Annotated in this window: 20 protein-coding genes; 19 read left to right on the top strand and 1 reads right to left on the bottom strand. The window is 70.3% G+C overall.

Features of this window, described 5'->3' with window-relative positions:
* Positions 1 to 135 precede the first annotated feature (135 nt).
* The 11 genes from JK364_RS35055 (at position 136) to JK364_RS35105 (ending at position 13,430) form a co-directional block, all read left to right on the top strand.
* Positions 136 to 1,338, top strand: coding sequence for an ROK family transcriptional regulator (locus JK364_RS35055; RefSeq protein WP_201855489.1), 1,203 nt, complete (start codon positions 136 to 138; stop codon positions 1,336 to 1,338).
* 53 nt (positions 1,339 to 1,391) lie between these two features.
* Positions 1,392 to 2,201, top strand: coding sequence for an ABC transporter permease (locus JK364_RS35060; protein WP_201855395.1), 810 nt, complete (start codon positions 1,392 to 1,394; stop codon positions 2,199 to 2,201).
* Positions 2,198 to 2,977 (top strand): ABC transporter ATP-binding protein, encoded by a 780-nt coding sequence (locus JK364_RS35065; protein ID WP_201855396.1) that lies wholly within the window; start codon positions 2,198 to 2,200, stop codon positions 2,975 to 2,977. Before JK364_RS35060 ends, JK364_RS35065 begins: the two co-directional genes overlap by 4 nt.
* Before the next feature lie 44 nt (positions 2,978 to 3,021).
* Entirely contained in the window at positions 3,022 to 3,999 is a 978-nt protein-coding gene (locus JK364_RS35070) for an aliphatic sulfonate ABC transporter substrate-binding protein (protein WP_201855397.1), read from the top strand.
* Positions 3,996 to 5,462, top strand: a complete 1,467-nt coding sequence (locus JK364_RS35075; RefSeq protein ID WP_201855398.1) for a sulfatase family protein — start codon at positions 3,996 to 3,998, stop codon at positions 5,460 to 5,462. The genes JK364_RS35070 and JK364_RS35075 overlap by 4 nt, the downstream gene beginning before the upstream one ends.
* A complete protein-coding gene (locus JK364_RS35080) occupies positions 5,463 to 7,859 on the top strand; it encodes a glycoside hydrolase family 43 protein (protein WP_201855399.1) in 2,397 nt (798 codons plus the stop codon).
* A gap of 87 nt (positions 7,860 to 7,946) precedes the next feature.
* Entirely contained in the window at positions 7,947 to 8,180 is a 234-nt protein-coding gene (locus tag JK364_RS35085) for a hypothetical protein (protein ID WP_201855400.1), read from the top strand.
* A 122-nt stretch (positions 8,181 to 8,302) separates the two neighbouring features.
* A complete protein-coding gene (locus JK364_RS35090; protein ID WP_201855401.1) occupies positions 8,303 to 10,198 on the top strand; it encodes a glycoside hydrolase family 2 protein in 1,896 nt (631 codons plus the stop codon).
* A complete protein-coding gene (locus tag JK364_RS35095; RefSeq protein WP_201855402.1) occupies positions 10,195 to 11,502 on the top strand; it encodes an extracellular solute-binding protein in 1,308 nt (435 codons plus the stop codon). Before JK364_RS35090 ends, JK364_RS35095 begins: the two co-directional genes overlap by 4 nt.
* Positions 11,503 to 11,536: 34 nt before the next feature.
* Positions 11,537 to 12,484, top strand: a complete 948-nt coding sequence (locus tag JK364_RS35100; protein ID WP_201855403.1) for a carbohydrate ABC transporter permease — start codon at positions 11,537 to 11,539, stop codon at positions 12,482 to 12,484.
* Positions 12,485 to 12,491: 7 nt separating this feature from the next.
* Positions 12,492 to 13,430, top strand: a complete 939-nt coding sequence (locus JK364_RS35105; protein ID WP_201855404.1) for a carbohydrate ABC transporter permease — start codon at positions 12,492 to 12,494, stop codon at positions 13,428 to 13,430.
* Here JK364_RS35105 and JK364_RS35110 read toward each other — a convergent pair.
* The gene (locus tag JK364_RS35110) at positions 13,424 to 14,521 is read right to left on the bottom strand and encodes a LacI family DNA-binding transcriptional regulator (protein ID WP_201855405.1); all 1,098 of its coding nucleotides are present in this window, start codon (positions 14,519 to 14,521) and stop codon (positions 13,424 to 13,426) included. The genes JK364_RS35105 and JK364_RS35110 overlap by 7 nt on opposite strands.
* A gap of 667 nt (positions 14,522 to 15,188) precedes the next feature.
* Here JK364_RS35110 and JK364_RS35115 point away from each other — a divergent pair.
* From JK364_RS35115 to JK364_RS35150, 8 genes are read left to right on the top strand one after another with little or no spacing between them, the layout of a single operon-like run.
* Entirely contained in the window at positions 15,189 to 16,520 is a 1,332-nt protein-coding gene (locus JK364_RS35115) for an SUMF1/EgtB/PvdO family nonheme iron enzyme (protein ID WP_230992968.1), read from the top strand.
* Positions 16,521 to 16,529: 9 nt separating this feature from the next.
* Positions 16,530 to 17,243, top strand: a complete 714-nt coding sequence (locus JK364_RS35120; RefSeq protein ID WP_201855407.1) for a class II aldolase/adducin family protein — start codon at positions 16,530 to 16,532, stop codon at positions 17,241 to 17,243.
* Positions 17,244 to 17,247: 4 nt separating this feature from the next.
* Positions 17,248 to 18,312, top strand: coding sequence for an LLM class flavin-dependent oxidoreductase (locus JK364_RS35125; RefSeq protein ID WP_201855408.1), 1,065 nt, complete (start codon positions 17,248 to 17,250; stop codon positions 18,310 to 18,312).
* On the top strand, positions 18,309 to 19,703 hold the full coding sequence (locus tag JK364_RS35130; RefSeq protein ID WP_201855409.1) for a condensation domain-containing protein: 1,395 nt from the start codon (positions 18,309 to 18,311) through the stop codon (positions 19,701 to 19,703). The genes JK364_RS35125 and JK364_RS35130 overlap by 4 nt, the downstream gene beginning before the upstream one ends.
* On the top strand, positions 19,687 to 21,444 hold the full coding sequence (locus JK364_RS35135) for a non-ribosomal peptide synthetase (RefSeq protein WP_201855410.1): 1,758 nt from the start codon (positions 19,687 to 19,689) through the stop codon (positions 21,442 to 21,444). The genes JK364_RS35130 and JK364_RS35135 overlap by 17 nt, the downstream gene beginning before the upstream one ends.
* A complete protein-coding gene (locus JK364_RS35140) occupies positions 21,441 to 22,661 on the top strand; it encodes an aminotransferase-like domain-containing protein (RefSeq protein WP_201855411.1) in 1,221 nt (406 codons plus the stop codon). The genes JK364_RS35135 and JK364_RS35140 overlap by 4 nt, the downstream gene beginning before the upstream one ends.
* A complete protein-coding gene (locus JK364_RS35145; RefSeq protein WP_201855412.1) occupies positions 22,658 to 23,149 on the top strand; it encodes a pyridoxamine 5'-phosphate oxidase family protein in 492 nt (163 codons plus the stop codon). Before JK364_RS35140 ends, JK364_RS35145 begins: the two co-directional genes overlap by 4 nt.
* Positions 23,146 to 24,399 (top strand): MFS transporter, encoded by a 1,254-nt coding sequence (locus JK364_RS35150; RefSeq protein ID WP_201855413.1) that lies wholly within the window; start codon positions 23,146 to 23,148, stop codon positions 24,397 to 24,399. Before JK364_RS35145 ends, JK364_RS35150 begins: the two co-directional genes overlap by 4 nt.
* Positions 24,400 to 24,401 lie beyond the last annotated feature (2 nt).

Here is a 24,401-nt window from a genome sequence, read left to right on the forward strand (position 1 = left end):
TGGGGCGGGATGAAGGAGGGCGCGAGCACCGGGCGGGGAAGGTGAGCGCCGCCCGGCGACCTCGGTTTCCGCCGCGTCCGCGGCGCCCGAGCCCTCTTTTATTCCGGGGTGTTGACGAAATAGATTGGCGTGCGCATGCTGGTCGGCATGCACCCCCATCAGGACGGCCCCCTGGCCCGGCTACGGCGGGGACACGAAGACTTGGTACTCGACCTGTTGCGCAAACACGGCCCGCTCAGCCGGGCCGAACTGGGTCAGCACAGTGGGCTCTCCCGGACCACCTTGAGCGATATCGTCACCGAGCTGATCGAGAGCGGCGCCGTGGTCGCCACGGCGCCCGGAACGGCCCCGCGCAGGCGGGGGCGGCCGGTGGAGGCGCTGACGCTCAACCCCAGCGCGGGCCAGGCCATCGGTATCGACTTCGCCCGCCGGGCGGTGCATGTCTCCGCGGTCAACGTCGCCCACGAGGTGATCGGTTCGGCCGGCGAACCGCATGACCCGGGGCTGCCCTGGGAGGAGCGGATCGCCCTGGCCGAACGGCTGGTCGGCACGCTCGCCGACGGGGCCCTGCGGCTGGGCGCGCTGAACGCCATCGGTGTGGGTGTCGTCGGCCCGGTTGAGGACCCCGACGCGGGGCCCGACACGGGGCCCGCGCAACCCTGGCCCTCCGCCGAGCTGCCCGCCCTGCTGCGCAAGCGCTTCGAGGCCCCGGTGCTGGTGGACAACAACACCCGGCTCGCCGCGCTCGCCGAGGCCACCTGGGGCGCCGCGGCCGGCGGTCAGGACGTGCTGTATCTGCGGCTGTCGCACGGTGTGGGCGGCGGGCTGGTGGTGGCCGGCGCCCTGCACCGCGGGGCGTACGGCCTGTCCGGCGAGTTCGGGCACATCGCGGTCGAGTCGGGCGACGGACGATGTTCGTGCGGCGCCACCGGCTGCCTGGAAACGGTGGCCTCGGTGGGCGCCGTGCTCGCCGCCTACCGCCGCGCGGGCGGCCACGCGGACGGCCTGGCCGCGCTCCTCGGGGCGCTGGAGGCCGGCGATCCGGTGGCGCTGCGCACGCTGGAGGCGGCCGGCACCCATATCGGCACCGTGCTGGCGGCGGTGTGCAACGCGATCGGCCCCGGGGTCATCGTGCTCGGAGGCGAACTCGCCGCGGCCGGCCCACCGCTCTTCGAGCCGGTCGAACGGGCGCTGCGCGCACACATCATGCCGATCTCACGGGACCGTGTGGACCTGAGGCCGGCGGCGCTCGGCGAGGCCGGCGGCGCCCTGGGCGGTATCGCCCTTGTCCTGCGTGAATCCCCCCTGCTCAGCCATTACCCGGCCCGTCCGGGCTGATCCGGCCCGGTCCCGGGCCGAAGAGGAGGACCCATGTACCCCGCGAGGCGTCCATGACGGTGGTCACCGCGCCCGAGAAGACCCCCACGACACCGCAAGCGCCACGCGGCGCACGACGCACCGTCCACCCCCTCGTGTTCAATCTGATCGCCCTCGTCCTGGCCATCGCCCTCTGGGCGCTGACCGCCGCGGCGGGGCTCGCGGACATTCCCGGACCGCTCTCCGTGAGCTCCCGAGCGCGGGAACTGCTCTCCGACGGAACCCTCACCGAGGACGCGCTGGCCAGCCTCCAGCGGGTGCTCCTGGGGTTCGCGCTGGGCACCCTGGTCGCCGTGCCCGTGGGATTTCTGATGGGCTGGTATCCGGTGGCCCGGGGCCTGCTGGAGCCGTACGTCCAGTTCTTCCGCACGATCCCGCCACTCGCGCTGATCCCGCTGGTGATCGTGTTGATGGGCATCGGCGAGACACCGAAGATCTTCGTCATCTTCCTGGCGGCGTTCATGTCCTGTGTGGTGGCCGCCTTCCAGGGGGTGACCGGAGTGGACCGGACGCTGATCGACGCGGCGCGGGTGCTCGGCGCCTCGGACCGGACCGTCTTCCTCAAGGTGGTCATCCCGGCGTCCACGCCGTTCATCCTGGTGGGCATGCGCATCGGGCTCGGCGCGGCCTGGGCGACCGTGGTGGCGGCCGAGATGATCGGCGCCCAGAAGGGTCTCGGTTTCGAGATGGTCCACGCCCAGACCTACTACGACGTTCCCACGATCTTCGTGGGTCTGATCAGCATCGGTGTCATCGGCCTGGTCATGGACCGGCTGTTGCTGCTGGCCGAACACCGTCTCACCGCGTGGCAGGAGCGTCGATGAGCCCCAAGATCTCTTTTCGGGACGTGGTCAAGACGTACCCGATGAAGGGCACCACCTTCACCGCCCTCGGTCAGGTCTCCCTGGACATCGGGGACCGGGAGTTCGTCGCGGTCGTCGGCCCGTCCGGCTGCGGCAAGTCCACCCTGCTGTCCATGGTGGCCGGGCTGGTGGAGCCCACCTCCGGCACGGTCACGGTGGACGGCACGCCGGTCGCCGGGCCGGGGCCGGACCGCGGGGTGATCTTCCAGCAGTACGCGCTGTTCCCGTGGCTGACGGTGCGCGGCAATGTCGAGTTCGGGCTGAAGCTGGCACACGTCCCCGCCGCGGAGCGCCGGCGGCGCGCCGATCACGCCATCGAGCTGGTCGGGCTCGCCGACTTCGCCGACGCCCTGCCCAAGACCCTCTCCGGGGGGATGAAACAGCGCTGCGCCATCGCCCGGGCCTACGCCGTGGACCCCGAAGTCCTGCTGATGGACGAGCCGTTCGGGGCGCTGGACGCGCTGACCCGGGTGCAGTTGCAGGACCAGTTGCTGGACACCTGGACTCAGGAGCGGCGCACCGTCCTGTTCATCACCCATGACGTCGACGAGGCGGTGTATCTGGCCGGCCGGGTGGTCGTGATGGCCGCGAGGCCCGGCCGGATCCACCGGGTCATCGATGTGGACCTCCCCTACCCGCGGACCGAGGAGATGCGGCTCTCCGCGGAGTTCGCGCGCATCCGCAACGACGTCTGGACCGACGTCTACCACCAGTCACCGGCCGGCTCCGCCGCCTGACCTCACTCACCGACCGCACTTCTTCCCGAAAGGACTCACCCGAGATGAGGATGAGCCGACGCGACTTCATGATCTCACTCTCCGCAACCGGGGCGGCACTGTCGGTGGCGGCGTGTTCGTCCTCCGGCGGCGGCGGCTCCGCGGTCAGGTTCGGCTATATCGCCGACTACAACGGCGCGAGCCTGCTGGCCATCGCCGAGGAGCGGGGTCTGTGGAAGAAGCACGGCCTGACCGCCGAGCCCAAGGTGTTCGTCAACGGCCCGGTCCAGATCCAGGCCCTGCGCACCGGCAATCTCGACTACGGCTACATCGGGCCTGGCGCCCTGTGGCTGCCCGCCTCCGGCAAGGCCACCATCGTGGCCATCGACACCCTCACCTACGCCGACCGGGTCATCGCCAGGCCCGGTATCACCTCGATCCAGGGTCTGAGAGGGAAGAAGGTCGGCGTCCCGGAGGGCACTTCCGGTGAGATGGCGCTCAATCTGGCGCTCCAGAAGGCCGGGATGACCATGAAGGACATCTCGAAGGTGGTGATGGACGCGCCCACCGTGGTCTCCGCGTTCTCCTCCGGGCAGATCGACGGCGCCGGGATCTGGTATCCGCTCATCGACACCATCAAGGAGAAGGTGCCGGGGATGAAGGAGGTGGCGAGCACCGAGGACCTCCCCGGCTCCTCCTTCCCCACCGCGTTCGTCTCCGCCGCCAAGGCGAAGCCGGAGCGCGATCAGAAGGTCGTGAAGGTCCTCCAGGAGGCCAACGACTGGCGGGCCGCGCACCCCAAGGAGTCCATCGCGCTGGCCGCGAAGCTGCTCAAGGCCGATGAGGCGAAGGTCGCGGCGGACGCGGAGCATGTGAAGACGATGACGACCGCCGAGCTGGTGACCAGGACCAAGGACGGCACCGTCGAGAAGTGGCTGGACGGCATGAGCCAATTCTTCGTCCGGACCGGGCAGCTGCCGAAGGCTCCCGACCCGTCCTCGTTCTACGCCGGTGACCTATACGCGAAGGCGGCCGCCCGATGAACCTGCTGTTCCTGATGACCGATCAGCACCGCGTCGACACCCTCGGCTGTTACGGCAATCCGCATGTGGCCACGCCGAACCTCGACCGGCTGGCGGCGACCGGCACCCGCTTCGACCGCTGCTACACCCCCACCGCCATCTGCACCCCGGCCCGCGCCAGTCTGCTCACCGGGCAGGCGCCCTTCCGCCACCGGCTGCTGGCCAACTACGAGCGCAACGTCGGCTATCTGGAGGATCTGCGCGAGGACGCCTTCACCTTCCCCGGCGCCCTGGCCGAGCGCGGCTACCAGCTCGGCCTGGTCGGCAAGTGGCATGTCGGCACCCACCGCAACGCCGCCTCGTACGGCTTCGACGGACCCGATCTGCCCGGCTGGCACAACCCCGTCGACCACCCGGACTACGCGGCGTATCTCAAGGAGCGGGGCCTGCCGCCGTACCGGATATCCGATTCCGTACGCGGCACCACGCCCAACGGCAATCCGGGCAATCTGCTGGCGGCGCGGCTGCACCAGCCGGTGGAGGCCACCTTCGAGCACTATCTGGCCACCCGCGCCATCGAGCAGCTGGAGCGCTACGCCGCGGACGGGCGGCCGTTCTTCCTGGCCACCCACTTCTTCGGACCGCATCTGCCGTATCTGCTGCCCGACGCGTACTTCGACCGCTACGACCCCGACCTGGTGGACCTGCCCGTCTCGATCGCCGAGACCTTCGAGGGAAAGCCACCGGTACAGCGCAACTACAGCGCCCACTGGACCTTCGACACCATCCCCATCGAGGTGACCCGCAAGCTGATCGCGGTCTACTGGGGCTATGTCACGCTGATCGACGAGCAGATCGGGCGCATCCTCACCCGCCTCGACGAACTCGGGCTGGCCGATGACACCTCGGTGTTCTTCACCGCCGACCACGGCGAGTTCACCGGCGCCCACCGGCTGCACGACAAGGGCCCGGCGATGTACGAGGACATCTACCGCATCCCCGGCATCATCCGCGTCCCCGGGGAAGCCCCCCAGGTGCGCCAGGAGTTCGTCAGCCTCACCGACTGCACCGCCACCATCCTGGACCTCGCGGGCTGCGACACCTCACCGGCCGTGGACAGCCGGAGCCTGGTGCCACTGGTGCGGGGTGAACATCCGCGGTGGCCGGCCGAGCTGCTCGCCGAGTTCCACGGCCACCACTTCCCGTATCCGCAGCGGATGATCCGCGACGAGCGCCACAAGCTCATCGTCAACCCCGAGTCGGTCAACGAGCTGTACGACCTGGACACCGACCCCCATGAGCTGACCAACCGCTATGAGCACCCCGAGCTGCTGCCCGTGCGCCGCCGTCTGATGCGCCGCCTGTACGACCTGCTGCGGGAGCGCGGCGACAACTTCTACCACTGGATGACCCCGATGTTCGACATCGGAGATCTGGACTACGACCCGAGCCTGAGCTCCTTCGAGCCGGAAGGGACCGCGTAGATGAGACGAAGCCGTAGACGAATCCGTAGCCGGAGCCCTCGGCACAGCCCCGGCACTCTCGTCGCCGCGCTGCTGTGCGCCCTGCTGACCGGACTGTTGCCCGCGGCCCGGGCGACGGCCGCCCAGCGCCCGGCGGCGGAGCACAGCACGACGGCCCACCAGGCGCCCACCTACCAGAACCCCCTCACGGCCGGAGTGGTCGACACCTTCCCCGACCCGGTGATGATCCGGGGCAAGGACGGCCTGTGGTACGCGTACGGCACCCAGAACCCGGTGTTCCAGAGCAAGGGCGAGGACGGTGAGCGGATGCTGCCCATCCTCCGCTCGGCCGACCTGGCGCACTGGGAGTACGCCGGGGAGGTCTTCACCCCGGAGACCAAACCCGCCTGGCACAAGGGCGCCCGGCTGTGGGCCCCCGACATCCGCTATGTGAACGGCCACTACAACCTCTACTACTCGGTGTCCTCCGAGAACACCGTCGGAGTGGCGACCGCGCCCACCCCCACCGGCCCCTGGACCGACCGGGGAGCCGTGCTGCCCTCGCCGAGCGGCTGCGCCACCGGCAACATCGACCAGGCCCAGTTCACGGACGAGGGCGGTCAACCGTATCTGTACTGGGGCAGCTACGACACGATCTGCGTGGCGAAGATGAACGCCGCCCGCACCCGCATCGAGGGTGCGGTGACCGAAGTGGCGCAGGGCCGCCGGATGGAGGGCGGGTTCGTCGTCCGGCGCGGTGGCCACTACTACCTGTTCTACTCCGACGCGGGCTGCTGCGACGGCGCCTACAGCGGCTATCAGGTCAAGGTCGGCCGGGCGACCAGCCCGACCGGGCCCTTCGTGGACGACCAGGGTGTTCCGCTGACTGCCGCCACCAGTAAGGGCGGTGTGGTGCTGACCGCGAACGGCAACGGCTGGATCGGCCCCGGGCACAACGCCCTCCAGACCGATCTGGCCGGCCAGGACTGGCTCGTCTACCACGCCATCTCCTCCGACGACCCGGATCTGAAACCGGCCGCGGGCGGCACCCTGAAGCTGTCCAAGCGGCCGATGCTGATGGACCGGCTGGACTGGATCGACGGCTGGCCGGTGGTACGGGCGGGGGCCGACGCCTCCCAGGGCGCGCAGCGGGCCCCGGTGGCCTCCTGGGCCGCGGGCGGCACCTTCAACGACGGCTCGCTGAAGGGGTGGCACGGCGGTGGCGACACCGGCACCGACGGCTGGAGCGTCGGCCATGAGCAGGACGCCCGAGGCTTCGTCACACCGCGCGGGAATCCCACCGGCCCCGCCTACCTGGTATCGGACCGCTCCGCCCCGGCGGCCCGGCGCGCCGAGGCCGATCTGCGGGTCACCTCGGCCACCGGCGCGGCCGGGCTGCTGGTCGGCTACACCGGCCCGGACGACTTCGTGGTGGCGTGGCTGGACCGGCGGCGCGACGCACTGGTGACGGACGTACGGGTCGACGGCCGCAGCCGTGGCACCCGTACGACCCCGCTGCCGCCGGACTTCGCCTGGGACACCTGGCACAACGTGGCGGCGGAGATCCGTGGCACCCGGTTGACCGTGGAGGTGAGCGCGGACCGGCTGCGGGACGCGGTGGCCACCCAGGAGCGGCCGCTGCCCGCGGCGGCGGTCCGCTCCGGCAAGGTCGGCGTGGCCGCCCGGGGCGCCGGTGCGGCGGCCGACAACGTGGGGGCGGCGGCGCTCCACACACCGGTCACCAGCCGCGTCCCCGACCATGTGCCGGGCCCGCCGCTGCCCGCCTACAGCGATGACTTCGACACCGCCACCGTCCCCGGCACCACCGCGGATTCTCCATGGTCCTGGGTGCGCGGACCGGCGTCCGGTGTCGCGATGTCCGATGGCGCCCTCTCCTGGCCCACTCAGGGTGCCGAGCTCTATCTCGGCACCAATACGGCGTCGGTGCTGACCCGGGACGCTCCCCCGGGCGACTACACCGTGGAGACCAGGCTCCGGTTCGCCCCGGGACGGACCAATCAGCAGGCCGGGCTGGTGCTGTACGGAACCGACGACCGCTACGTCAAGCTGGTGCACGCGGTGCTCCCGGTGAGCCACGCCGACGGGAAGGCCACGCATGTCACCGAGTTCGCGAAGGAGGGCGAGCGTCCCACCACCACACCGCCGACGCCGGTGGCCTACGGGCCGATGTTCGGCGGCCCGGCCGCGGACACGCTGTGGATGCGGCTGTCGTACCACGCCGACACCGCACGGGACGAGACCGAGGTGCACGCCGCCACCAGCACGGACGGTGTGCACTGGGTCCACACCGGCGTCTGGACCCTGCCGACCGTGAGCAAACTCAGGATCGGCCTGCTCGCGCAGAACACCGCGGGCGCGGTCGCGCGCTTCGACTATCTGCACACCTATCGCGGCTGACCGGCCGAGTGGGCCCCCGTCCTATGCTGATCACCGTTGTTGACTCGAGACGGGGGCCACTTCGGTGGCCGGAAAAGGTGAGAGAGCGTGGCCAAGCCTGTACATGCGGCTATCGGGGACGTGTGGATCACATGTGTGTTCTGCAAGGGCGATCTCTTCCGGGATCGCGAGGTGAAGCTCAACAGCACCGGCATGGAGCTGTTCAAGTTCGGCTGGGCCAACGAATCCGCCACCGGGTTGATCTGCTGGAACTGCGGCTATGTGCACCTTTTCGCCAACAAGGACGTCGAGCTGTACAAGGTGAGGAAGGGCGAGATCTAGCCACGCCCACCGACGGCCGTCCGAGGTCATGGCAAAAGTTGCTGCGCGGGATCTTTACATCGATGTAAACGGGTGATGGCATACCCCTGCCCGGTCAAATCCCCCGCCCTCCCGGAGATCCCATGGCCCACCCGGACATCACCTCGCCCGGAGTGTCGAACGACGTTCCACGACCCGAATATCCCCGGCCCAGTTTCGTCCGTGAGGACTGGCTCAATCTCAACGGCGCCTGGCAGTTCGCCTTCGACCCCGGCGACAGCGGACTCGAGCGCGGCCTGGTGCACCAGGAGCTGGAGGGGCGGATCCTGGTCCCGTTCTGCCCCGAGTCCGAGCTGTCGGGGATCGGGGACACCGACTTCCACCCCGCGGTCTGGTACCGGCGCACGGTCCGGATACCGGCGGGCTGGGCCGGCCGGCGGGTGCTGCTGCACTTCGGGGCCGTCGACCACGACGCCACCGTGTGGGCCGACGGCCGCGAAGTGGCCCGGCACAGCGGCGGCTTCACCTCCTTCACCGCCGATCTCGGCGTGGTGGCGGGCGCGACCGGCGGCGACGCGGAGGTGGTGATCGTGGTACGGGCCCGGGACGCCCGCCACGGCACTCAGGCGCGCGGCAAGCAGGCCACCGACTACGCCAACACCGACTGCCACTACACCCGCACCACCGGCATCTGGCAGACGGTGTGGGCGGAGCCGGTGCCCGAGGCCCATCTGCGCAGGCCGCGGATCACCCCCGACCTCGCGTCCGGGGCCTTCCACCTCGAACTGCCGCTCAGCGCCAACCGCCCGGGCCACCGGATCACGGCCCGGGTGAGCGACGCGGACGGCGGGACGGTGGCCGAGGCGAGCGTCCGCGCCGACCTGGATCTGGCCCCCCGTCTGGTGCTCACGCTGCCCGAGGACCGGCGCCGGCCGTGGTCTCCGGAGGACCCCCATCTGTACCGGGTGCGGATCGAGCTGCTGGACGGTGCCGGCGAGGCCGTGGACCGCGCCGAGTGCACCGCCGGGCTGCGGTCGGTGGCCATCGACGGCAAGCGGCTGCTGCTCAACGGCCGCCCGGTCTTCCAGCGGCTCGTCCTGGACCAGGGCTGGTACCCGGACGGGCTGATGACCGCGCCCGACGACGCCGCCCTCGTCCGGGACATCGAGCTGTCGCTGGCCGCGGGGTTCAACGGGGCGCGGCTGCACCAGAAGGTGTTCGAGGAGCGTTTCCTGCACCACGCGGACCGGCTCGGCTATCTCGTCTGGGGCGAGTTCGGCGACTGGGGAGCCAGCACCGGGCGCACCACGGCGGACAACCAGCAGCCCACCGCCGGATTCATCGCCCAGTGGCTGGAGGCCGTGGAGCGGGACTACTCGCATCCGTCGATCGTGGGCTGGTGCCCGCTCAACGAGACGCACCAGGAGCTCCACGACCGGCAGACCGTCCTGGACGATGTCACCCGGGGCATGTTCCTGGCCACCAAGGCCGCCGACACCTCCCGTCCGGTGCTGGACGCCTCCGGCTACTCCCACCGCGTGGCCGAGACCGATGTGTACGACTCGCACAGCTATGAGCAGGACCCGGAGGCGTTCCGCCGCCAGATGGCGGGGCTGGACAAGGACGACCCGTATCTCAACCCCGACAACCGGGGGAACCCCGGAAGGAAGGACACCGACGCGGTGTGGTCGCTGCCGTACCGCGGCCAGCCCTACTTCTGCAGCGAGTTCGGCGGCATCTGGTGGAATCCGGAGGAGGCGGACGCCGCGGCCGGTGACGACCGCGAGGTGTCCTGGGGGTACGGGCAGCGGCCGCGGACCGAGGAGGAGTTCCAGACCCGCTTCGCGGGGCTGACCGGGGCGCTGCTCGACGACCCCCTGATGTTCGGCTACTGCTACACCCAGCTCACCGATGTGTTCCAGGAGCAGAACGGCGTCTACCGCTTCGACCGGAGCCACAAGCTGGACGTGGAGCGGCTGCGCGCCGCACAGCAGCGCCCGGCCGCCTTCGAGCGCCCGGCCGGTGAGGAGGGGCGATGAGCGGACTGTCACGGCGTGGTCTGCTGAGAGGCGCGGTGTACGGGGCGGGGGCCGCCGTCTCTGCGTCCGCGCTCAGCGGCTGCGGTTCGATCGCCGGAAGCGTGCGGAGCGCCGACGAGATCGAGTACTGGACCCTGTTCACCGGCCCCGACGGCGAACTGATGAAGACCATGACGCGGAACGTGGAGAAGCGCGTCCCGGGTCTCAAGGTCAGGACGACGGTGCTGGACTGGGGCCCGCCGTACTACACCAAGCTGGCGATGGCCTCGGCCGGTGGCCGTTCGCCGGATGTGGCGATCATGCACCTGACCCGGCTGGCGGGCTACGCCCCCGGTGGGCTGCTCGACCCGTGGGACATGGATCTGCTGGCCGAGTTCGGCCTGAAGCAGGAGGACCTCAACAAGACGCTCATCAAGCGGAGTCTGTACGAGGGCGCCCCGTACGCCGTTCCGCTGGACACCCACCCGTTCGTCGTCTTCTTCGACCGGGACGTCCTGGACAAGGCGGGGCTGCTCACCGGTGACGGGCGGCTGGTGCCCTTCGAATCGCCGAAACACGCCCTGGAGCTGATGGACAAGCTCCGCAAGGACGGCGGCAAGCTCGGGCCCGTCTTCGGCCACGCCAACGACGCGGCGATGGGCTGGCGGATGTTCTGGACGCTGTTCAGCCAGACCGGCGCCACCTTCGACCTCACGGGGAAGCGGGCCGAGATCGACGAGGACACCGCCGTCGAGGTGGTGCGCTTCATGGCCGACCTGACGCGCGACAGCCGCACCATGGACGTCCAGACGGCCATCGCCGCCTTCGCCAACGGCCGCTCGCCGATGATCTTCTCGGGCGAGTGGGACATGGCCACCTACAAGTCGGCCCTGAAGGACAAGCTGGGCGGCTCCCCCATCCCCACCTTCTACGACCGTCCGGCCGGGGCCTCGGACAGCCACGCCCTGGTGCTGCCGCACCAGGACAACCCGGATCCGGAGCGCAGGCGGCGCGCCCACCGGTTCGTCGCCGAGCTGGTCCGGTCCGGGCTGACCTGGGCCTCGGCGGGCCACATCCCCGCGTACACACCGGCCGTCTCGTCCAAGGAGTACGCGAAGCTGCGCCCGCAGTCGGAGTACGCGGGCGCCGCGAAGCAGCTCGTGCTCGACCCGCCGGTGTGGTTCGCGGGCTCCGGCTCGGACTTCCAGACCCGGATGTGCCAGGCGCTCGATCCCGCGCTCGGCGGCTCGTCGTCCGCGCAGAGCGCGGTGCGCACGATGGCCTCCCAGATCAACACCCTGCTGGCCCAGCCGAATCCGGCCTGATCGCGACGGAGTCGCAATGGAAAGGAGCGATGTCATGGCTTCCGTCTCCACGCCCGCGCGGCGGGCCGCGGCCGGATCCCGGCGCCCCGGATTCCGGCGGGCCGCCGCCACGGACCGGCTTCGGTCGGGCCGCGCCGGGTGGCTCTTCGCCACCCCCTTCCTGGTGTTCTTCACGCTCTTCCTGATCGTGCCGATCGGCATCGGCCTGTGGATGAGCTTCACCAACGCCAGCCTGACCGGACACGGTGACAACACCCTCGTCGGCCTGGACAACTACACCGAGGCGTTCGGCGACAGCCAGGTGTGGCAGACCCTCGGCAACACGGTCTGGTTCACCGTCCTGACCACCGTCCCCCTCGTGCTCGTCGCCCTGGTGATGGCCCTGCTGGTGTACACGGGGATGCCGGGGCAGTGGCTGTGGCGGCTGGCCTTCTTCGCCTCGCATCTGCTGCCGGTCGCGGTGGTCTACCAGATCTGGAGCATGCTGTTCCAGCCGGACCGGGGGATGCTCAACGGCCTGCTGAAGATCTTCGGGATCGACGGCATCGCCTGGCTGACGGACGAGAAGTACGCGATGTGGTCCATCGCGCTGGTGACCCTGTGGTGGACCGTGGGTTTCAACTTCCTGCTCTACCTGGCCGCGCTGCAGGCGATCCCCGACCACCTCTACGAGGCGGCCGCGCTGGACGGCGCCGGGGCATGGCGCCGGCTGTGGTCGGTCACCCTGCCGCAGCTGCGCCGGACCACCGGGCTGATCGCGGTGTTGCAGGTGATGGCGTCGCTGAAGGTGTTCGACCAGATCTATCTGCTGACCAAGGGCGGCCCGAACGGGGCCACCAGGCCGATCCTGGAGTACATCTACGACACCGGCTTCACCAACTACCGGCTCGGCTATGCCTCGGCGGTGTCGTATGTGTTCTTCGGGCTCATCATCATCCTCTCGATCGCCCAGCTGAAGATCTTCTCGCGCAGGGAGGACTGAGCGCGCCATGACCACCGAGACACTCTCCCCCCGTACCCCCGGAAAGCCCCGCTCGACCATGCCCCGGGAGGTGGTCCGGCGGCGCCGCTACGGCGGCCATGCCTGGCACCCCTCGCTCGGGGCGGGCCCCCTCCCCCGTGTGCTGACGCTGCTGGCGCTCGCGCTGATGACGGTGGTCTGGCTGGTGCCGTTCGGCTGGGGGGTGGACACCTCGTTCAAGACGGAGGTCGACGCGAGCGCGTCGGGCACCGACTGGATCCCCAAGGCGGGCTTCACCCTCGACGCCTACCGGACCATCTTCGGCCAGGGCAATCTGCCGGTGTGGGCGGTGAACAGCGTGGTGATCGCCGTGTGCGTCACGGCCATCACCGTGGCCATCTCGGCGATGGCGGCGTACGCGTTCTCGCGGACGCTCTTCCGCGGCCGCCGGGTGCTCTTCGCCGTCACCGTCGCCTCGATCATGGTGCCGCCGCAGATCCTGATCGTGCCGCTGTTCCGGCAGATGCTCGCGATGAACCTCGTCGACACCTATGCGGCGGTGATCCTGCCGCAGGTGGTGGCGCCCGCGATGGTGTTCATCCTGAAGAAGTTCTTCGACGGCATTCCGCGTGAGCTGGAGGAGGCGGCCCGGATCGACGGCGCGGGCAGCTTCCGGGTGTTCTGGAGCGTGGTGCTGCCGCTGTCCCGGCCGATCCTCGCGGCGGTGGCCATCTTCGTCTTCATCAACACCTGGAACAACTTCCTCTGGCCGTTCATCAGCACGAGCGATCCGCAGCTGATGACGCTGCCGGTGGGGCTGTCGACCGTGAAGGACTCCACCGGGCTCCGGAACGCCCAGGAGTCGGCCGCCTCGATCCTCGGCTCCATCCCGCTACTCATCGTCTTCATGCTGTTCCAGCGTCAGATCGTGAAGTCGGTGGCCACCACGGGTCTGGGAGGTCAGTGAGCGACAGTGGCGATACCGCCCTCGGTGGACTCGCGGGTGTGCAGGGTGTGGCCGACGACGACCTCCTGGGCCGGGCGGTCCGGTGTCCCGATCCGCTCCAGCAGCAGATCGACGGCGTGCCGGGCGATGGCGCTCTTGTCCGGTGCCACGGTGCTCAGGCTCGGTGTGCTGTAGCGCGCGGCCTCGATGTCGTCGAAGCCCATCACGGCCATGTCGTCCGGCACCCGCAGTCCGCGCTCGTACAGGGTGCGCAGCGCGCCGAGGGCGAGCGCGTCGTTGAAGCAGAACACGGCGTCCGGCGGTTCGGGCCGGTCCAGTAGCGCCGCCATCGCCCGGGCGCCCTCGGCCAGGTGGTAGCGGGGGGTCTCGCGCTCCAGGAGGGGGTCCAGCGGCAGCCCGGCCTCCTCCAGGGCCTGGCGGTAGCCGGTCCTGCGCAGCAGCGGGGTGCCGATGTACGGCTCGGGCTGGACGCCGATGGCGGCGATCCTGCGGCGCCCGCCGGCCACCAGATGGGCCACGGCCTCCTTGGCGGCGGCCACGTTGTCGATCACCACATGGTCGGCGAGGCCGCCGCTGGGGCGTTCGCCGATGAGCACGAGCGGCACGGTGCCGAGGTGATTCGCCAGCGCGCTGCCGTGCAGGGCGAGCGGGCTCACCACCATGCCGTCCACGACCTGGTCGCCGAGGCCGTGGATCACCGCCGCCTCCCGCTCGCGGTCGCCCAGGGTCTGCTCGATCAGCAGGGTGCGGCCGTGTTCCTCGGCCGTGGTGAGGAAGTGGCGTCCCAGCTCGGCGAAGTACGGGACGTCCAGTTCGGGCAGGACCAGCCCGATCATGCCGGTGCTGCCTCGGCGGAGGTTGCGGGCCACCCGGTTGGGCCGGTAGCCGAGCTCCCGGATGGCCCGCTGGACCCGCTCCCGGGTCGCCGGGGACACATGCACAAAGCCGTTGATCACATTCGACACGGTCTTCGGGGAGACCCCGGCGAGCGTCGCCACGTCCTTGACGGTGGCGCTCCGGCCGGCACCGTCCGAGCGCTTCCGCCCCGGTGCCGCTTGGTCCCTGCTGGTCTGCTGTTTCACGGCGGTCACCGACCGATCCTAGAGCGTGCCGGTGGCGGGCCGCACCGCCGGGCACACGACCGCGGGCCGACGCGAAGATCGAAACACAACCGGAATGGAATACTCATTTCAGCTTGAACACCAAGATTACATAAAGCCGAAAGGCTTTTTGGCTCACATCCGTTGTGACCGAGGTGACGGATCCCTATAGTGCCGTGAGGTGTACATGCGACTCCCCGAGCGGATGCTGGACGTCACGCAACGGAGGAAGTGTAGTGCCGCTGATTTCCTGGGTGTCCGATCTTCTCGGACTCATTCGAAGATGCAGATGACCATGGTGCGCCGCTGACCCACGGCGCCTGTCACTGACAAGACCCCCGGCCCGGTGCTGTCGCGGCCGGTGGGCATCTCTCTCAGGAATCTTCGAAACGGGAGACCTTCTCGTCACCGCGCCCTCGGGCGCCCATGAGTGGCCACGCCGTGCGCGTGGCTTGGAAAACTCCTACCGGCGAGCGAATGGAGGTGACTGAGGATGACAGCCGAGGACTTCCTGGCTTCCCGCGAGGCGGGTGAGGCCGCGACGAAGTGGTAATCGTCGCGACCGATAGTAAGGGGCGCCGGGCGGATCTCCGTATTCGCCCGGCACCCCGTCGGGGCAGTGTGTACGAGGGTGGGTGGGACAATGCTGCACGGACTCTTGAACGAGGAATCGATAAACTCCCTTCAGGGCCAGGATTACCGCGATCGGATCCAGCGGATAGAAAAGGCGCTGACCGAAGCCGACGACGGCGACCTCTCGCTGAAGGAACTGGCCGAGTGGGCGGTCGGGCACGGGGACTGGAACGTCAGGCGGCTCGCCGTGGAGACCCTCGCCGCCCGGTTCGCCGACGCGCCCGAGGCACGGGCGGCAATCACCGAGGCGATCCACGACGACGTCGACTGGGTGGCCTTCACCGCCATCAAGGTCGCCGGAGAGCACCGGGTCCCGGAGGCGGTGGGCCACATGATCCGCATCTCCGGCTGGCCCAGCAACTTCACCAAGCCCGCCTACGCCCGCAAGCCCGTGGGCTGCGGTGCCGCCTTCACCAAGCGCGCCCTGCTCGACTTCTTCGACTCCACCGATCCGGACGAACTCCGCGAGCTGGAGGACCGCCACTTCGCCCGGCTGCGGGCCACGGTGGACTCCGCCAGACGCGAACCGGACCTGCGCGATGCCGTACTGATTCCGGCCGGGCCCTTCATCGCCGGGGCCCGGGTGAACGACATCGGCCCCTTCCAGATGGACAACACCGACAATCCGCTGCGCGCCGAGGAACTTCCCGCGTATTACATCGACCGGACCACGGTGACCAACGCCCGGTACGCGGAATTCCTCGACGCGGTGAGTGGCTCCAGGGACTTCGCCCACCCCGATGAGCCCGACGGCAAGGACTACACACCGGCGCACTGGCACGATCCTCGGTTCAACGGGCCGGACTTCCCGGTGGTCGGGGTCGACTGGTACGACGCCTACGCGTTCGCCCGCTGGGCCGGCGGCCGGCTGCCCTCGGAGAACGAATGGGAGAAGGCCGCCCGCGGAACCGACGGCCGGATCTATCCATGGGGCGACGATTGGAGCAATGACAAGACACAAAGCGTCTTCACGGCATACGGCCGCGATGACATCCGGAATCTCGCGGAACTGGAGGAGCTGCTCGTCACCACCACCGTCTCCTGGCCCGAGCGCCCGGTGGTCGCGGCCGACTCCCATCCGGCCGGCGCGAGCCCCTACGGCGTCCTCAACATGGCGGGGAACGTCTGGGAGCTCACCCGCACCAATTTCTTCACCCGGGCCGATATGGCTCCCTTCTTCAAGGGGCGTTCGGGGCAGGAATTCATGAACCGTCCCGAGGCCTTCCATGTGCTGCGCGGCGGGACGTGGACCTCGCCTCCGGTCTGCCTGTCGACCTTCTACCGGGGTAAGGACCTGCTCACCGACCGGCACAACGAAGTCGGCTTTCGCTGCGTATACGACGCTTCTGGAAAGTGAGGACGCACCATGCCGGACCGAGGCGAGCGCGATGTGCTGCGGCAGTCTCTGGTGGAGGGGATCCATCTGCTCGCGGAGCTGGGCTACAGCGAGGGCATCGCGGGCCATGTGAGCGTGCGCGACCCGGAGGACCCGGATGCCTACTGGGTCAATCCCTTCGGTCTGGACTTCCACCATGTGAGGGTCGACGATCTGCTCCTCGTCGGGGCGCGGGGCACCGTCCTTCAGGGCTCGGGCGAGCTCAATCCCTCGGTGGACCCGCTCCACGGTGAACTGCATCGCGACCGGCCGGACCTGGTGGCCTTCGCCCATACCCACTCGATGTACGGCAAGACCTGGTCGTCCCTGGGCCGACTGCTCGATCCGATCACTCAGGACGCCTGCGTCCTCTACCGGCGGCACGGCCTGTACGACCGGTTCACCGGTCTGGTCAACGCGCGCCAGGAGGGCAAGGAGGTCATCGAGGCCATGGGCGACGGCACTGCCGTGATCATGCAGAATCATGGCTTCCTGGCCGGGGGCCGCTCCCTGGGCGAGGCGATCTGGCTGTTCATCGTGATGGAGCGGGCCGCCGCGTCCCAGCTGATGGCCGAGGCCGTCGGCACACCGCGGCTGATCCCGCACGAGACGGCCCTGGAGACCGGACGCGCGCTGGCCAAGCTCGAATTCGCCGACCGGCAGTACCGGAATCTGTACGAGACGACCTGCCGGCGCGGGAAGTGACACCATGAAGGTCGGGCTCAACTTCCTGCCCACCGTGGGCCCCGGCGAGATGCCGGCCGAGCGGTTCTACGACGAGATCATCGAGCTCAGCGAGCTGGCCGACCGGCTCTCCTTCAGCCATGTGAAGCTGGTCGAGCACCACTTCCACGAGTGGGGCGGATACAGCCCGGACCCGGTGGCGCTGCTGTCGGCCATCGCCCGGCGGACCACCCGCGTACGGCTGGTGACCGGGGCGGTCACCCCCGCGTTCACCCACCCCATCAAGCTGGCCGCCTCGCTGTCGGTCCTCGACAACCTCTCCCACGGCCGCCTCGACGCCGGGTTCGGCCGGGCGTTCCTGCCCTCGGAGTTCGAGGCGTTCGAGGTGGACATGGCCGACAGCCGGGCTCTGCTGGAGGAGAACGTCGAGGCCGTCGAGCGGCTGTGGACGGACGAGGACTTCCGCTGGGAGGGCCGCTTCCACCGCTTCGGCCCGCTGCCCGCGATGCTGCCCCGCCCCGCGCAGCGGCCCCGGCCACCGGTGTTCATCGCCGCCACCACCTCCCCGGAGACCTTCACCTGGGCCGCGTCCAAGGGGTACCACCTCATGATCATCCCGGTGGTGGCCAGCCATGAGAAGCTCACCGGGCTGCTCGATCTGTACCGCGCCACCCGGATGGAGCACGGCCACTCCCCCGACTTCCGACTGCATGTCAGCTACCACTGCTATGTGGCGGAGAGCCGGCACGAGGCGGTGGCGCGAGCCGAGGAACACTACGCCGCGTATCGGGCCAAACAGCTTGAGGCTTACGGGAGTTGGCGCGGCATCACATCGGACCAGTACCAGGGCTATGAGCGCATGGAACAGGCGGCTCGCACGACCACGGTGGCCGGTCTGATGGCCGCCGACAACATCATCGTGGGCGGGGTGGCCGAGACCGCCGCCACCATCCGCCGCATCGGCAAGCTCTACCCCGGTGCCGAACTGAGCCTGCAGCTGCGGTTCGGGTCCGTCTCGCACACCGAGGCCATGCGGGCGGTGCGGCTGCTCGGGGAGCGAGTGCTGCCCGAGCTCATGGAGGGCGTATGACCGCGTCCGGCGATCCGGTTCCGCTCAGTCCGCAACAGGAGTGGATCTGGGAGAGCATGCGTTTCATGAACCCGGACGACGCGGCGATGACCAGGACCAATGTCTGTCTGGCGTTCACGTTGCGCGGCCCCCTGGACACCGGGCGGCTCGAACGGGCGCTGACCGATGTCCGCCGGCGGCACGAGGCGCTGCGCACCAGCCTCAGCGACCTGGGCACCGCACCCCGCACCCACGTCCAGGACGCGGAGGACTCGCACCGGCCCCTCCTCGCCCTGGTGGATCTCTCCGGCGTGCCACCGGAGGATCAGGACACCTACTGCGAGCTGGTGGCCGGCGCCGAGGAACACCGCGTCTTCGACTACGTCCGGGGCCCGCTGTGGCGGGCGACGCTGGTGCGCCGCTCCCCGACGGAGCATGTGCTGGTCCTGTCCGCCGCCCATCTGGTGCTGGACGCCCCCTCGGTGCAGCTGGTCGTCCGGCACCTGGCCGAGGCGTACGAGGGGATCGCCCCTCCGGCACGGCAGGAGCAGTACCGCGACTTCGTGCGGCGGGCCGCCCGGCCGCCCGCGGACGCCGACCGGCGTCTGGAGCACTGGCGCCGGGTGCTCAGCCCGCTGCCCGCCCCGCTCGACGTCCGCACCGACTACCCCGCGGCCCCACCGCCGGTCTTCCTGCGGGAGACGACGCCGTTCCGGGCCGAGGCCGATGCGGAGGCCCTCGCCGGGCTCCGCGGCCGGGCGGGCGTCACCCCCTATCTGATCCATGTCGCGGCCTATGTGGCCGCCCTCGCGGACCTCTGCGGGGCGCGGCGCGTCGTGGTCGGATCCACGCTGACCCGTCTGGAGCTCAAACCGGATCCGCATACGGTCGGGCACTTCGCCGATCTGGTGCTGCTGCCGATCGAGGTGCGCCCCGAGCACACCTTCGGCGAGCTTCTGGAACACGTCAGGGACACCGCCCTCGACGCCTACGACAACCAGTTGCCGTATCTGCGCATCGCCGGCGCGATCGACCCGGACTTCACGGCCAGACGGCCCTGGCCGGCGAGGGCGCTGTACCACGTGTGGGTGCGCGGCAGCGTCCTCGACGCCGACCTGGGCCCGCCGAAGCGCATCGGCGACGCCGAGGTCCGTCCCCTCGAGTTCACCAGGGAGACCTGTTACCCCATCGAGCTGGACGGCGATCGGTACGCGCATGTCTACGGCCAGAACGTGGTGCCCACCCTCTACGCCGGCCCGACCGGGCTGGCGGGCGAGATGACGTACAACCGCGCGGCCTTCACCCCGAGCGGCGCTCAGCGCTACGTCGACCGCCACTGCCGGAACCTGGAACACATGCTCAAGGACCCCCGGACGCGGATCGGAGAGGTGTGGCATGACAGCGGCCGCTGACCCGCCCGGACCCGGCCGTCCGGTCCGCACCCACGATCTGGTGCGCGACGCCGCACTACGGTGGCCGGACCGGCCGGCGCTGATCGAGGGCGACACCGTCCTCAGCTACCGCCAACTCGACCGGCGCGCCGATGACTTGGCTCAAGTCCTGGTGGCACGGGGGGCGGCCCGCGACATGACCATCGGGGTCGGCGCGCCACGCTCGGCCGAGCACGTGATCGCCGCGCTCGCCGTGTGGAAGGCCGGTGGCGTCTGTGTGCCACTGGCGACGGATCTGCCCCCGGCCCGGATCGCGGACATGCTGCGGATCGCCGGGGTGCGGCTGACAGTGGGTCCGGGACTGACCATCGGCGAGGTCGCGGATCCCCCCGAGGGCCGGCCACTCGCCGGTCTGCCCCCGGCTCCGGAGGGCGAGGACGGCGCCGTCGCCTGCGTCTACTTCACCTCGGGCTCGACCGGCGGTCCCAAGGCGGTGGCCCTCACCCACGCGGGCATCGTGAACGAGGCGCTGTGGTCCCATGACGCCTTCTCGATCCGCCCCGAGGACCGCAGCGGTTGGCTGGCTTCCCCCGGATTCGCCATCTCACGCTGGGAGTTGTGGACTCCGCTGACCGCGGGCGCCGCCATCGCCGTCTCCGAGGAAGGCGCCGTCCGCGAGCCGGAGGCGCTCCGTGACTGGCTGCTGGACCAGGGGGTGACCTGGAGCATCGTGGTGACCGGGCTCGCGGAACGGCTCTTCGGCGTCCCCTGGCCCGCGGACTGCCCGCTGCGCCTGCTGGTGACGGGCGGTGAGCAGCTGCGGGTCTGGCCCCGCGGGCTGCCCTTCGAGGTCGTCAACTCCTACGGTGTCACCGAGGCGTCCAGCGTCCGCCTCGCGGCCCTGCTCGACCCCTCCGAGGGTTCCACCGGACGTCTCCCCTCCGTGGGCCGTCCGATCCGCGGTACCCGGGTCCATGTGCTGGACGACGCGCTGGCCCCGGCGCCCGACGGGGAGGTCGGGGAGCTGTTCATCGGCGGTATCGGACTGGCCCGCGGCTACCTCGGCGACCCGGAACAGACCGCACGGCGCTTCGTACCCGATCCGTTCCACGGCGGCGGGCGGCGCCTGTACCGCACCGGTGATCTGGTGCGCGTCGACGAGAAGGGGCGGGTGGAATTCGTCCGCCGGCTGAACGACGACCCGAAGGTCGGCGGTGTCCGCGTCGACCTCGCGGCCGTCGAGGCCGCGCTGCTCGCCTCGCCCGGGGTCACCGGGGCCGCGGCCGCGATCCGTGTCCACGACGGGGAGCGGCCACGGCTGGTGGGGTATCTGGTCGCGGACGACGACCGGCCCGCCCCCGATGAGGTGATCGACGCGGTCGCCCGGCGGTTGCCCCCTCAGATGGTGCCCGGCGTCCTGGTGCGCCTCACCTCCCTGCCGCTGCTGTCCAGCGGGAAGGTGGACCGCGGCCGGCTCCCGGAACCCACGGCGGAGATCGTGTTCCGCGGTCGTCGGGCCACCGCGCGGGACGAGACCGAGCAGCGGGTCATCGACGCCTTCCGGGAAGTCCTCGGCCGCGCGGACATCGGCGCCCACGACGACTTCTTCGGCTTGGGCGGGGATTCCATGGGCGTCGCCCGGGTGCGGCAGTCCCTCCTGGAACGGCACGGCATCGACGTCCCCTACACCCTCATCTTCCGTCAGCGGACCCCGCGCCGGATCTGTACGGCCGCGCGCGACGGCGGGGAGGAGCCCCGGTGACCTTCACGGACGCGCCCAGCAGGCTTCCGGCTCTGGCGAGCCGTACGGACCAGCTCGCGGACTCCGCCGTCGGCGCCGTGCTCCGGCTGACCGACGGCCACGGTGTGATCGCTCTGGCGGCCGGCAGCCCGGCGCCGGAGACCTACTGCCACCAGGAGTTCACCGACGCCACCACCCGCCTGCTGAGCCAGGGCGGCCTGCCGCTGCGGTACGGCGACGCGAGCGGGCTGCCCGAGCTCCGGTCGTGGATCGCGGCCCGGGAGTCCGCCGAGCTCGGGCGTCCGGTCGACGCGGGGCAGGTGCTTCTCACCCATGGCTCACAACAGGGCCTCGACCTGCTCTGCAAGGCGCTGCTCGATCCCGGGGACGTGGTCTTCGTGGACCGGCCCAGCTATGTGGGGGCACTGCAGGTCTTCCGTCTCTTCCAGGCCCGGGTGGTGGACGTTCCCCTGGGGTCGGACGAGGGTCTCGACCGGCTCGAAGCGGCGCTGTCGGTGGCGGAACGGGCCAAAATCATCTATGTGGTGCCCACCTTCGCCAATCCGACGGGCGCCACCCTGGACACCGCGCACCGGCGCCGGCTGGCCGCCCTCGCCCAGCGGTACGGCTGCGTCCTCGTCGAGGACGACCCGTACCGGGATCTCGGCTACGACACCGTCGCGCCCCGGCCGGCCGCAGCGGCCTCCGCCGTGGCCGGCGCCGTACGGATGGGTACCTTCTCCAAGGTGCTCTTCCCCGCGGCACGCCTGGGCCATCTGGTCGTCCCACCGTTTCTCACCGATGTGCTGATGAAGTTCAAACAGGCGGCCGACCTGGGGAATTCACTTCTGATGCAGCAGGTGGTGCATGAGCTCGTCCGGGAGCCCGGCTTTCTGACCACCCGGCTGGAGCGCGCCCGTCATCTCTATCGCAAGCGCCGCGACGCACTGGTGAGTGCCCTGGCCGGCTCCTTCGAGGGGGCTTTGGAGTTCGAGGTGCCCCACGGTGGCTTCTTCGTCTGGGCGAGGCTTCCCGGGGGCGCCGACGCCACCGAACTGCTGGCCGCAGCGGTCGGGGAAGGTGTCTCCTTCGTACCGGGGACCGATTTCTACGCGACCGGGCCCGACCCGTCCACCCTCCGGCTGTCGTTCTCCTGCACCCGTGCCAAGGACATCGTCGAAGGCGTCGCCCGGCTGGAACGGGCGTGGCGGACCCTGCGCGAGGGACCCCGCTCATGAAGCTCGCCAGGGACGACGACGGAACCTTCGCGGGCCTCGACAAGGCCCCGTTCGACGTGGCCGCGTTCCTGGCCCGGCCCCTGGTGGCCCGGCTGGCCACCGAGGGCCCACGGGTGCGGCCCGTGTGGTTCCTGTGGGAGGACCACGCCTTCTGGGTGCTCACGGGCCCCTGGTCCCGGCTGGCGGAGCGGCTGGACCGCGCCCCGGTCTTCGAACTCGTGGTGGACGCGTGCGACCTCGCGACCGGCACCGTTCACCAGGTCATCGCCCGTGGCCACGGCCGGGTGGTGAACTTCGACACGGACCGGGGCCGCCGCAAGCTCACCCGGTACCTGGGCGAGCGGGAGGAGCTGTGGGACGCCCGGTTCAGCCTGCGCGGCGACCCGTCCGCCCGGGGCACCCGCTGGGCCCTGCTGGTGCCCGACACCCTGTGGATCGCGGATCTGTCCTTCCGCCCGCCCGGCGAAGCGCGAACGGACCGCCCATGAGCACGGACACCACGGACGAGACGGCGGACGGGGCCGCCGGCCACCGGTCCTACCGCCGGGTGCTGACGGGGAACCCGCGCCTGGCCGTACTGCTCGCCGGTTATGTGATCTCCAGCGTGGGCGATGGCATCCTGCTGATCGCCCTGCCGCTGCTGGCCATACGCCACCACGGGCAGCTCTCCGCCCCCGTGGCGGTCGGCCTGGTGATGACCGCACCGTATGTGCTGTCGACCGTGCTCGCCCTCAGCATCGGCCTGGGACGGCTGCGACTGCCCACCCGGGCCGTGGTCATCACCGACAGCGCGCTGCGCACCGTCCTCTTCACCGTGGTGGGCCTCGCCGCCATGGCCGACCGGATCGACATCCGGTTCCTGGTGGTGGCGCTGCTCCTCGGGTCCGTCCTGCATCAGACGGCGTCCAGCAGCCGGCGCCTCGTCGCCACCGGTATGGCCGGGAAGGGCGAGCTCTTCACCGTCAACGGACTGCTGGGCTTCGCCAACAGCCTGGCGCTCTACGTCGTGGGGCCGGCGGTCGGTGGCGCGGTCACGGTCGCGTTCGGAGCGGACGTGGCCGTCCTCCTCGAAGCACTCAGCTTCCTGTTGCTGTTCGGGGCCGTCGCGCTCGTCGTGCCGCCACAGCCGAGAACGCCCCGGGCGGAGCGGTCGACGGAGTCCGGGTGGCGGATCCTGCGGCTGCGTCCCGTGGCCGCTCGCCTGTTCTTCGTGGTCTTCTTCTTCAATCTGTCCTATATGCCGGTGGAAGTGGCGCTTCCCGTGCTGGTCAACGGAGATCTCCACGGGGACGGAAACACACTGGGCATCATCTGGACCGCCTTCGGCGCCGGGGCGCTGCTCGGCGGGGCGCTCACCGGTTTCCTGCGGAAACTGCACCAGCAGGCCGTCCTGGTGGCGGTCATCGCGCTGTGGGGCGGTTCGGTGGTGCTTCTCGCGCTGGCCCCCTCCGGGCCGGTCGCGATGTGCGCCTTCGCCCTGGGCGGATTCATCTACGCCCCGTTCACACCGATCGCCTACACCTTTGTGCAGTCGGAGCTCCCGCCCCATGAGCAGCAGCCGGTGATCACACTCTGGACCACCGGCTCGACGCTGGCGGCCCCGATCGGCCTGCCGCTCAGCGGCCCGCTGGTGAGCGCGCTCGGTGCGCGCGGCGGACTGCTGCTCTCCGCGGCACTCACCCTCGTTCTCGTTCCGTTCGCCGCCAAGGGCCTGCTGGGCCCGCGCCGAGCCGCATAGCC

The sequence above is a fragment of the Streptomyces endocoffeicus genome (assembly GCF_016741935.1).
In the GTDB taxonomy this organism is placed as follows: Bacteria; Actinomycetota; Actinomycetes; order Streptomycetales; family Streptomycetaceae; genus Streptomyces; species Streptomyces endocoffeicus.

Coding starts and splice junctions, on each gene's coding strand:
- JK364_RS35095 (WP_201855402.1), top strand. CDS start 10,195: ATGAGCGGACTGTCACGGCGTGGTCTGCTGAGAGGCGCGGTGTACGGG.
- JK364_RS35145 (WP_201855412.1), top strand. CDS start 22,658: ATGAAGCTCGCCAGGGACGACGACGGAACCTTCGCGGGCCTCGACAAG.
- JK364_RS35150 (WP_201855413.1), top strand. CDS start 23,146: ATGAGCACGGACACCACGGACGAGACGGCGGACGGGGCCGCCGGCCAC.
- JK364_RS35055 (WP_201855489.1), top strand. CDS start 136: ATGCTGGTCGGCATGCACCCCCATCAGGACGGCCCCCTGGCCCGGCTA.
- JK364_RS35125 (WP_201855408.1), top strand. CDS start 17,248: ATGAAGGTCGGGCTCAACTTCCTGCCCACCGTGGGCCCCGGCGAGATG.
- JK364_RS35080 (WP_201855399.1), top strand. CDS start 5,463: ATGAGACGAAGCCGTAGACGAATCCGTAGCCGGAGCCCTCGGCACAGC.
- JK364_RS35060 (WP_201855395.1), top strand. CDS start 1,392: ATGACGGTGGTCACCGCGCCCGAGAAGACCCCCACGACACCGCAAGCG.
- JK364_RS35090 (WP_201855401.1), top strand. CDS start 8,303: ATGGCCCACCCGGACATCACCTCGCCCGGAGTGTCGAACGACGTTCCA.
- JK364_RS35120 (WP_201855407.1), top strand. CDS start 16,530: ATGCCGGACCGAGGCGAGCGCGATGTGCTGCGGCAGTCTCTGGTGGAG.
- JK364_RS35065 (WP_201855396.1), top strand. CDS start 2,198: ATGAGCCCCAAGATCTCTTTTCGGGACGTGGTCAAGACGTACCCGATG.
- JK364_RS35130 (WP_201855409.1), top strand. CDS start 18,309: ATGACCGCGTCCGGCGATCCGGTTCCGCTCAGTCCGCAACAGGAGTGG.
- JK364_RS35135 (WP_201855410.1), top strand. CDS start 19,687: ATGACAGCGGCCGCTGACCCGCCCGGACCCGGCCGTCCGGTCCGCACC.
- JK364_RS35070 (WP_201855397.1), top strand. CDS start 3,022: ATGAGGATGAGCCGACGCGACTTCATGATCTCACTCTCCGCAACCGGG.
- JK364_RS35075 (WP_201855398.1), top strand. CDS start 3,996: ATGAACCTGCTGTTCCTGATGACCGATCAGCACCGCGTCGACACCCTC.
- JK364_RS35100 (WP_201855403.1), top strand. CDS start 11,537: ATGGCTTCCGTCTCCACGCCCGCGCGGCGGGCCGCGGCCGGATCCCGG.
- JK364_RS35105 (WP_201855404.1), top strand. CDS start 12,492: ATGACCACCGAGACACTCTCCCCCCGTACCCCCGGAAAGCCCCGCTCG.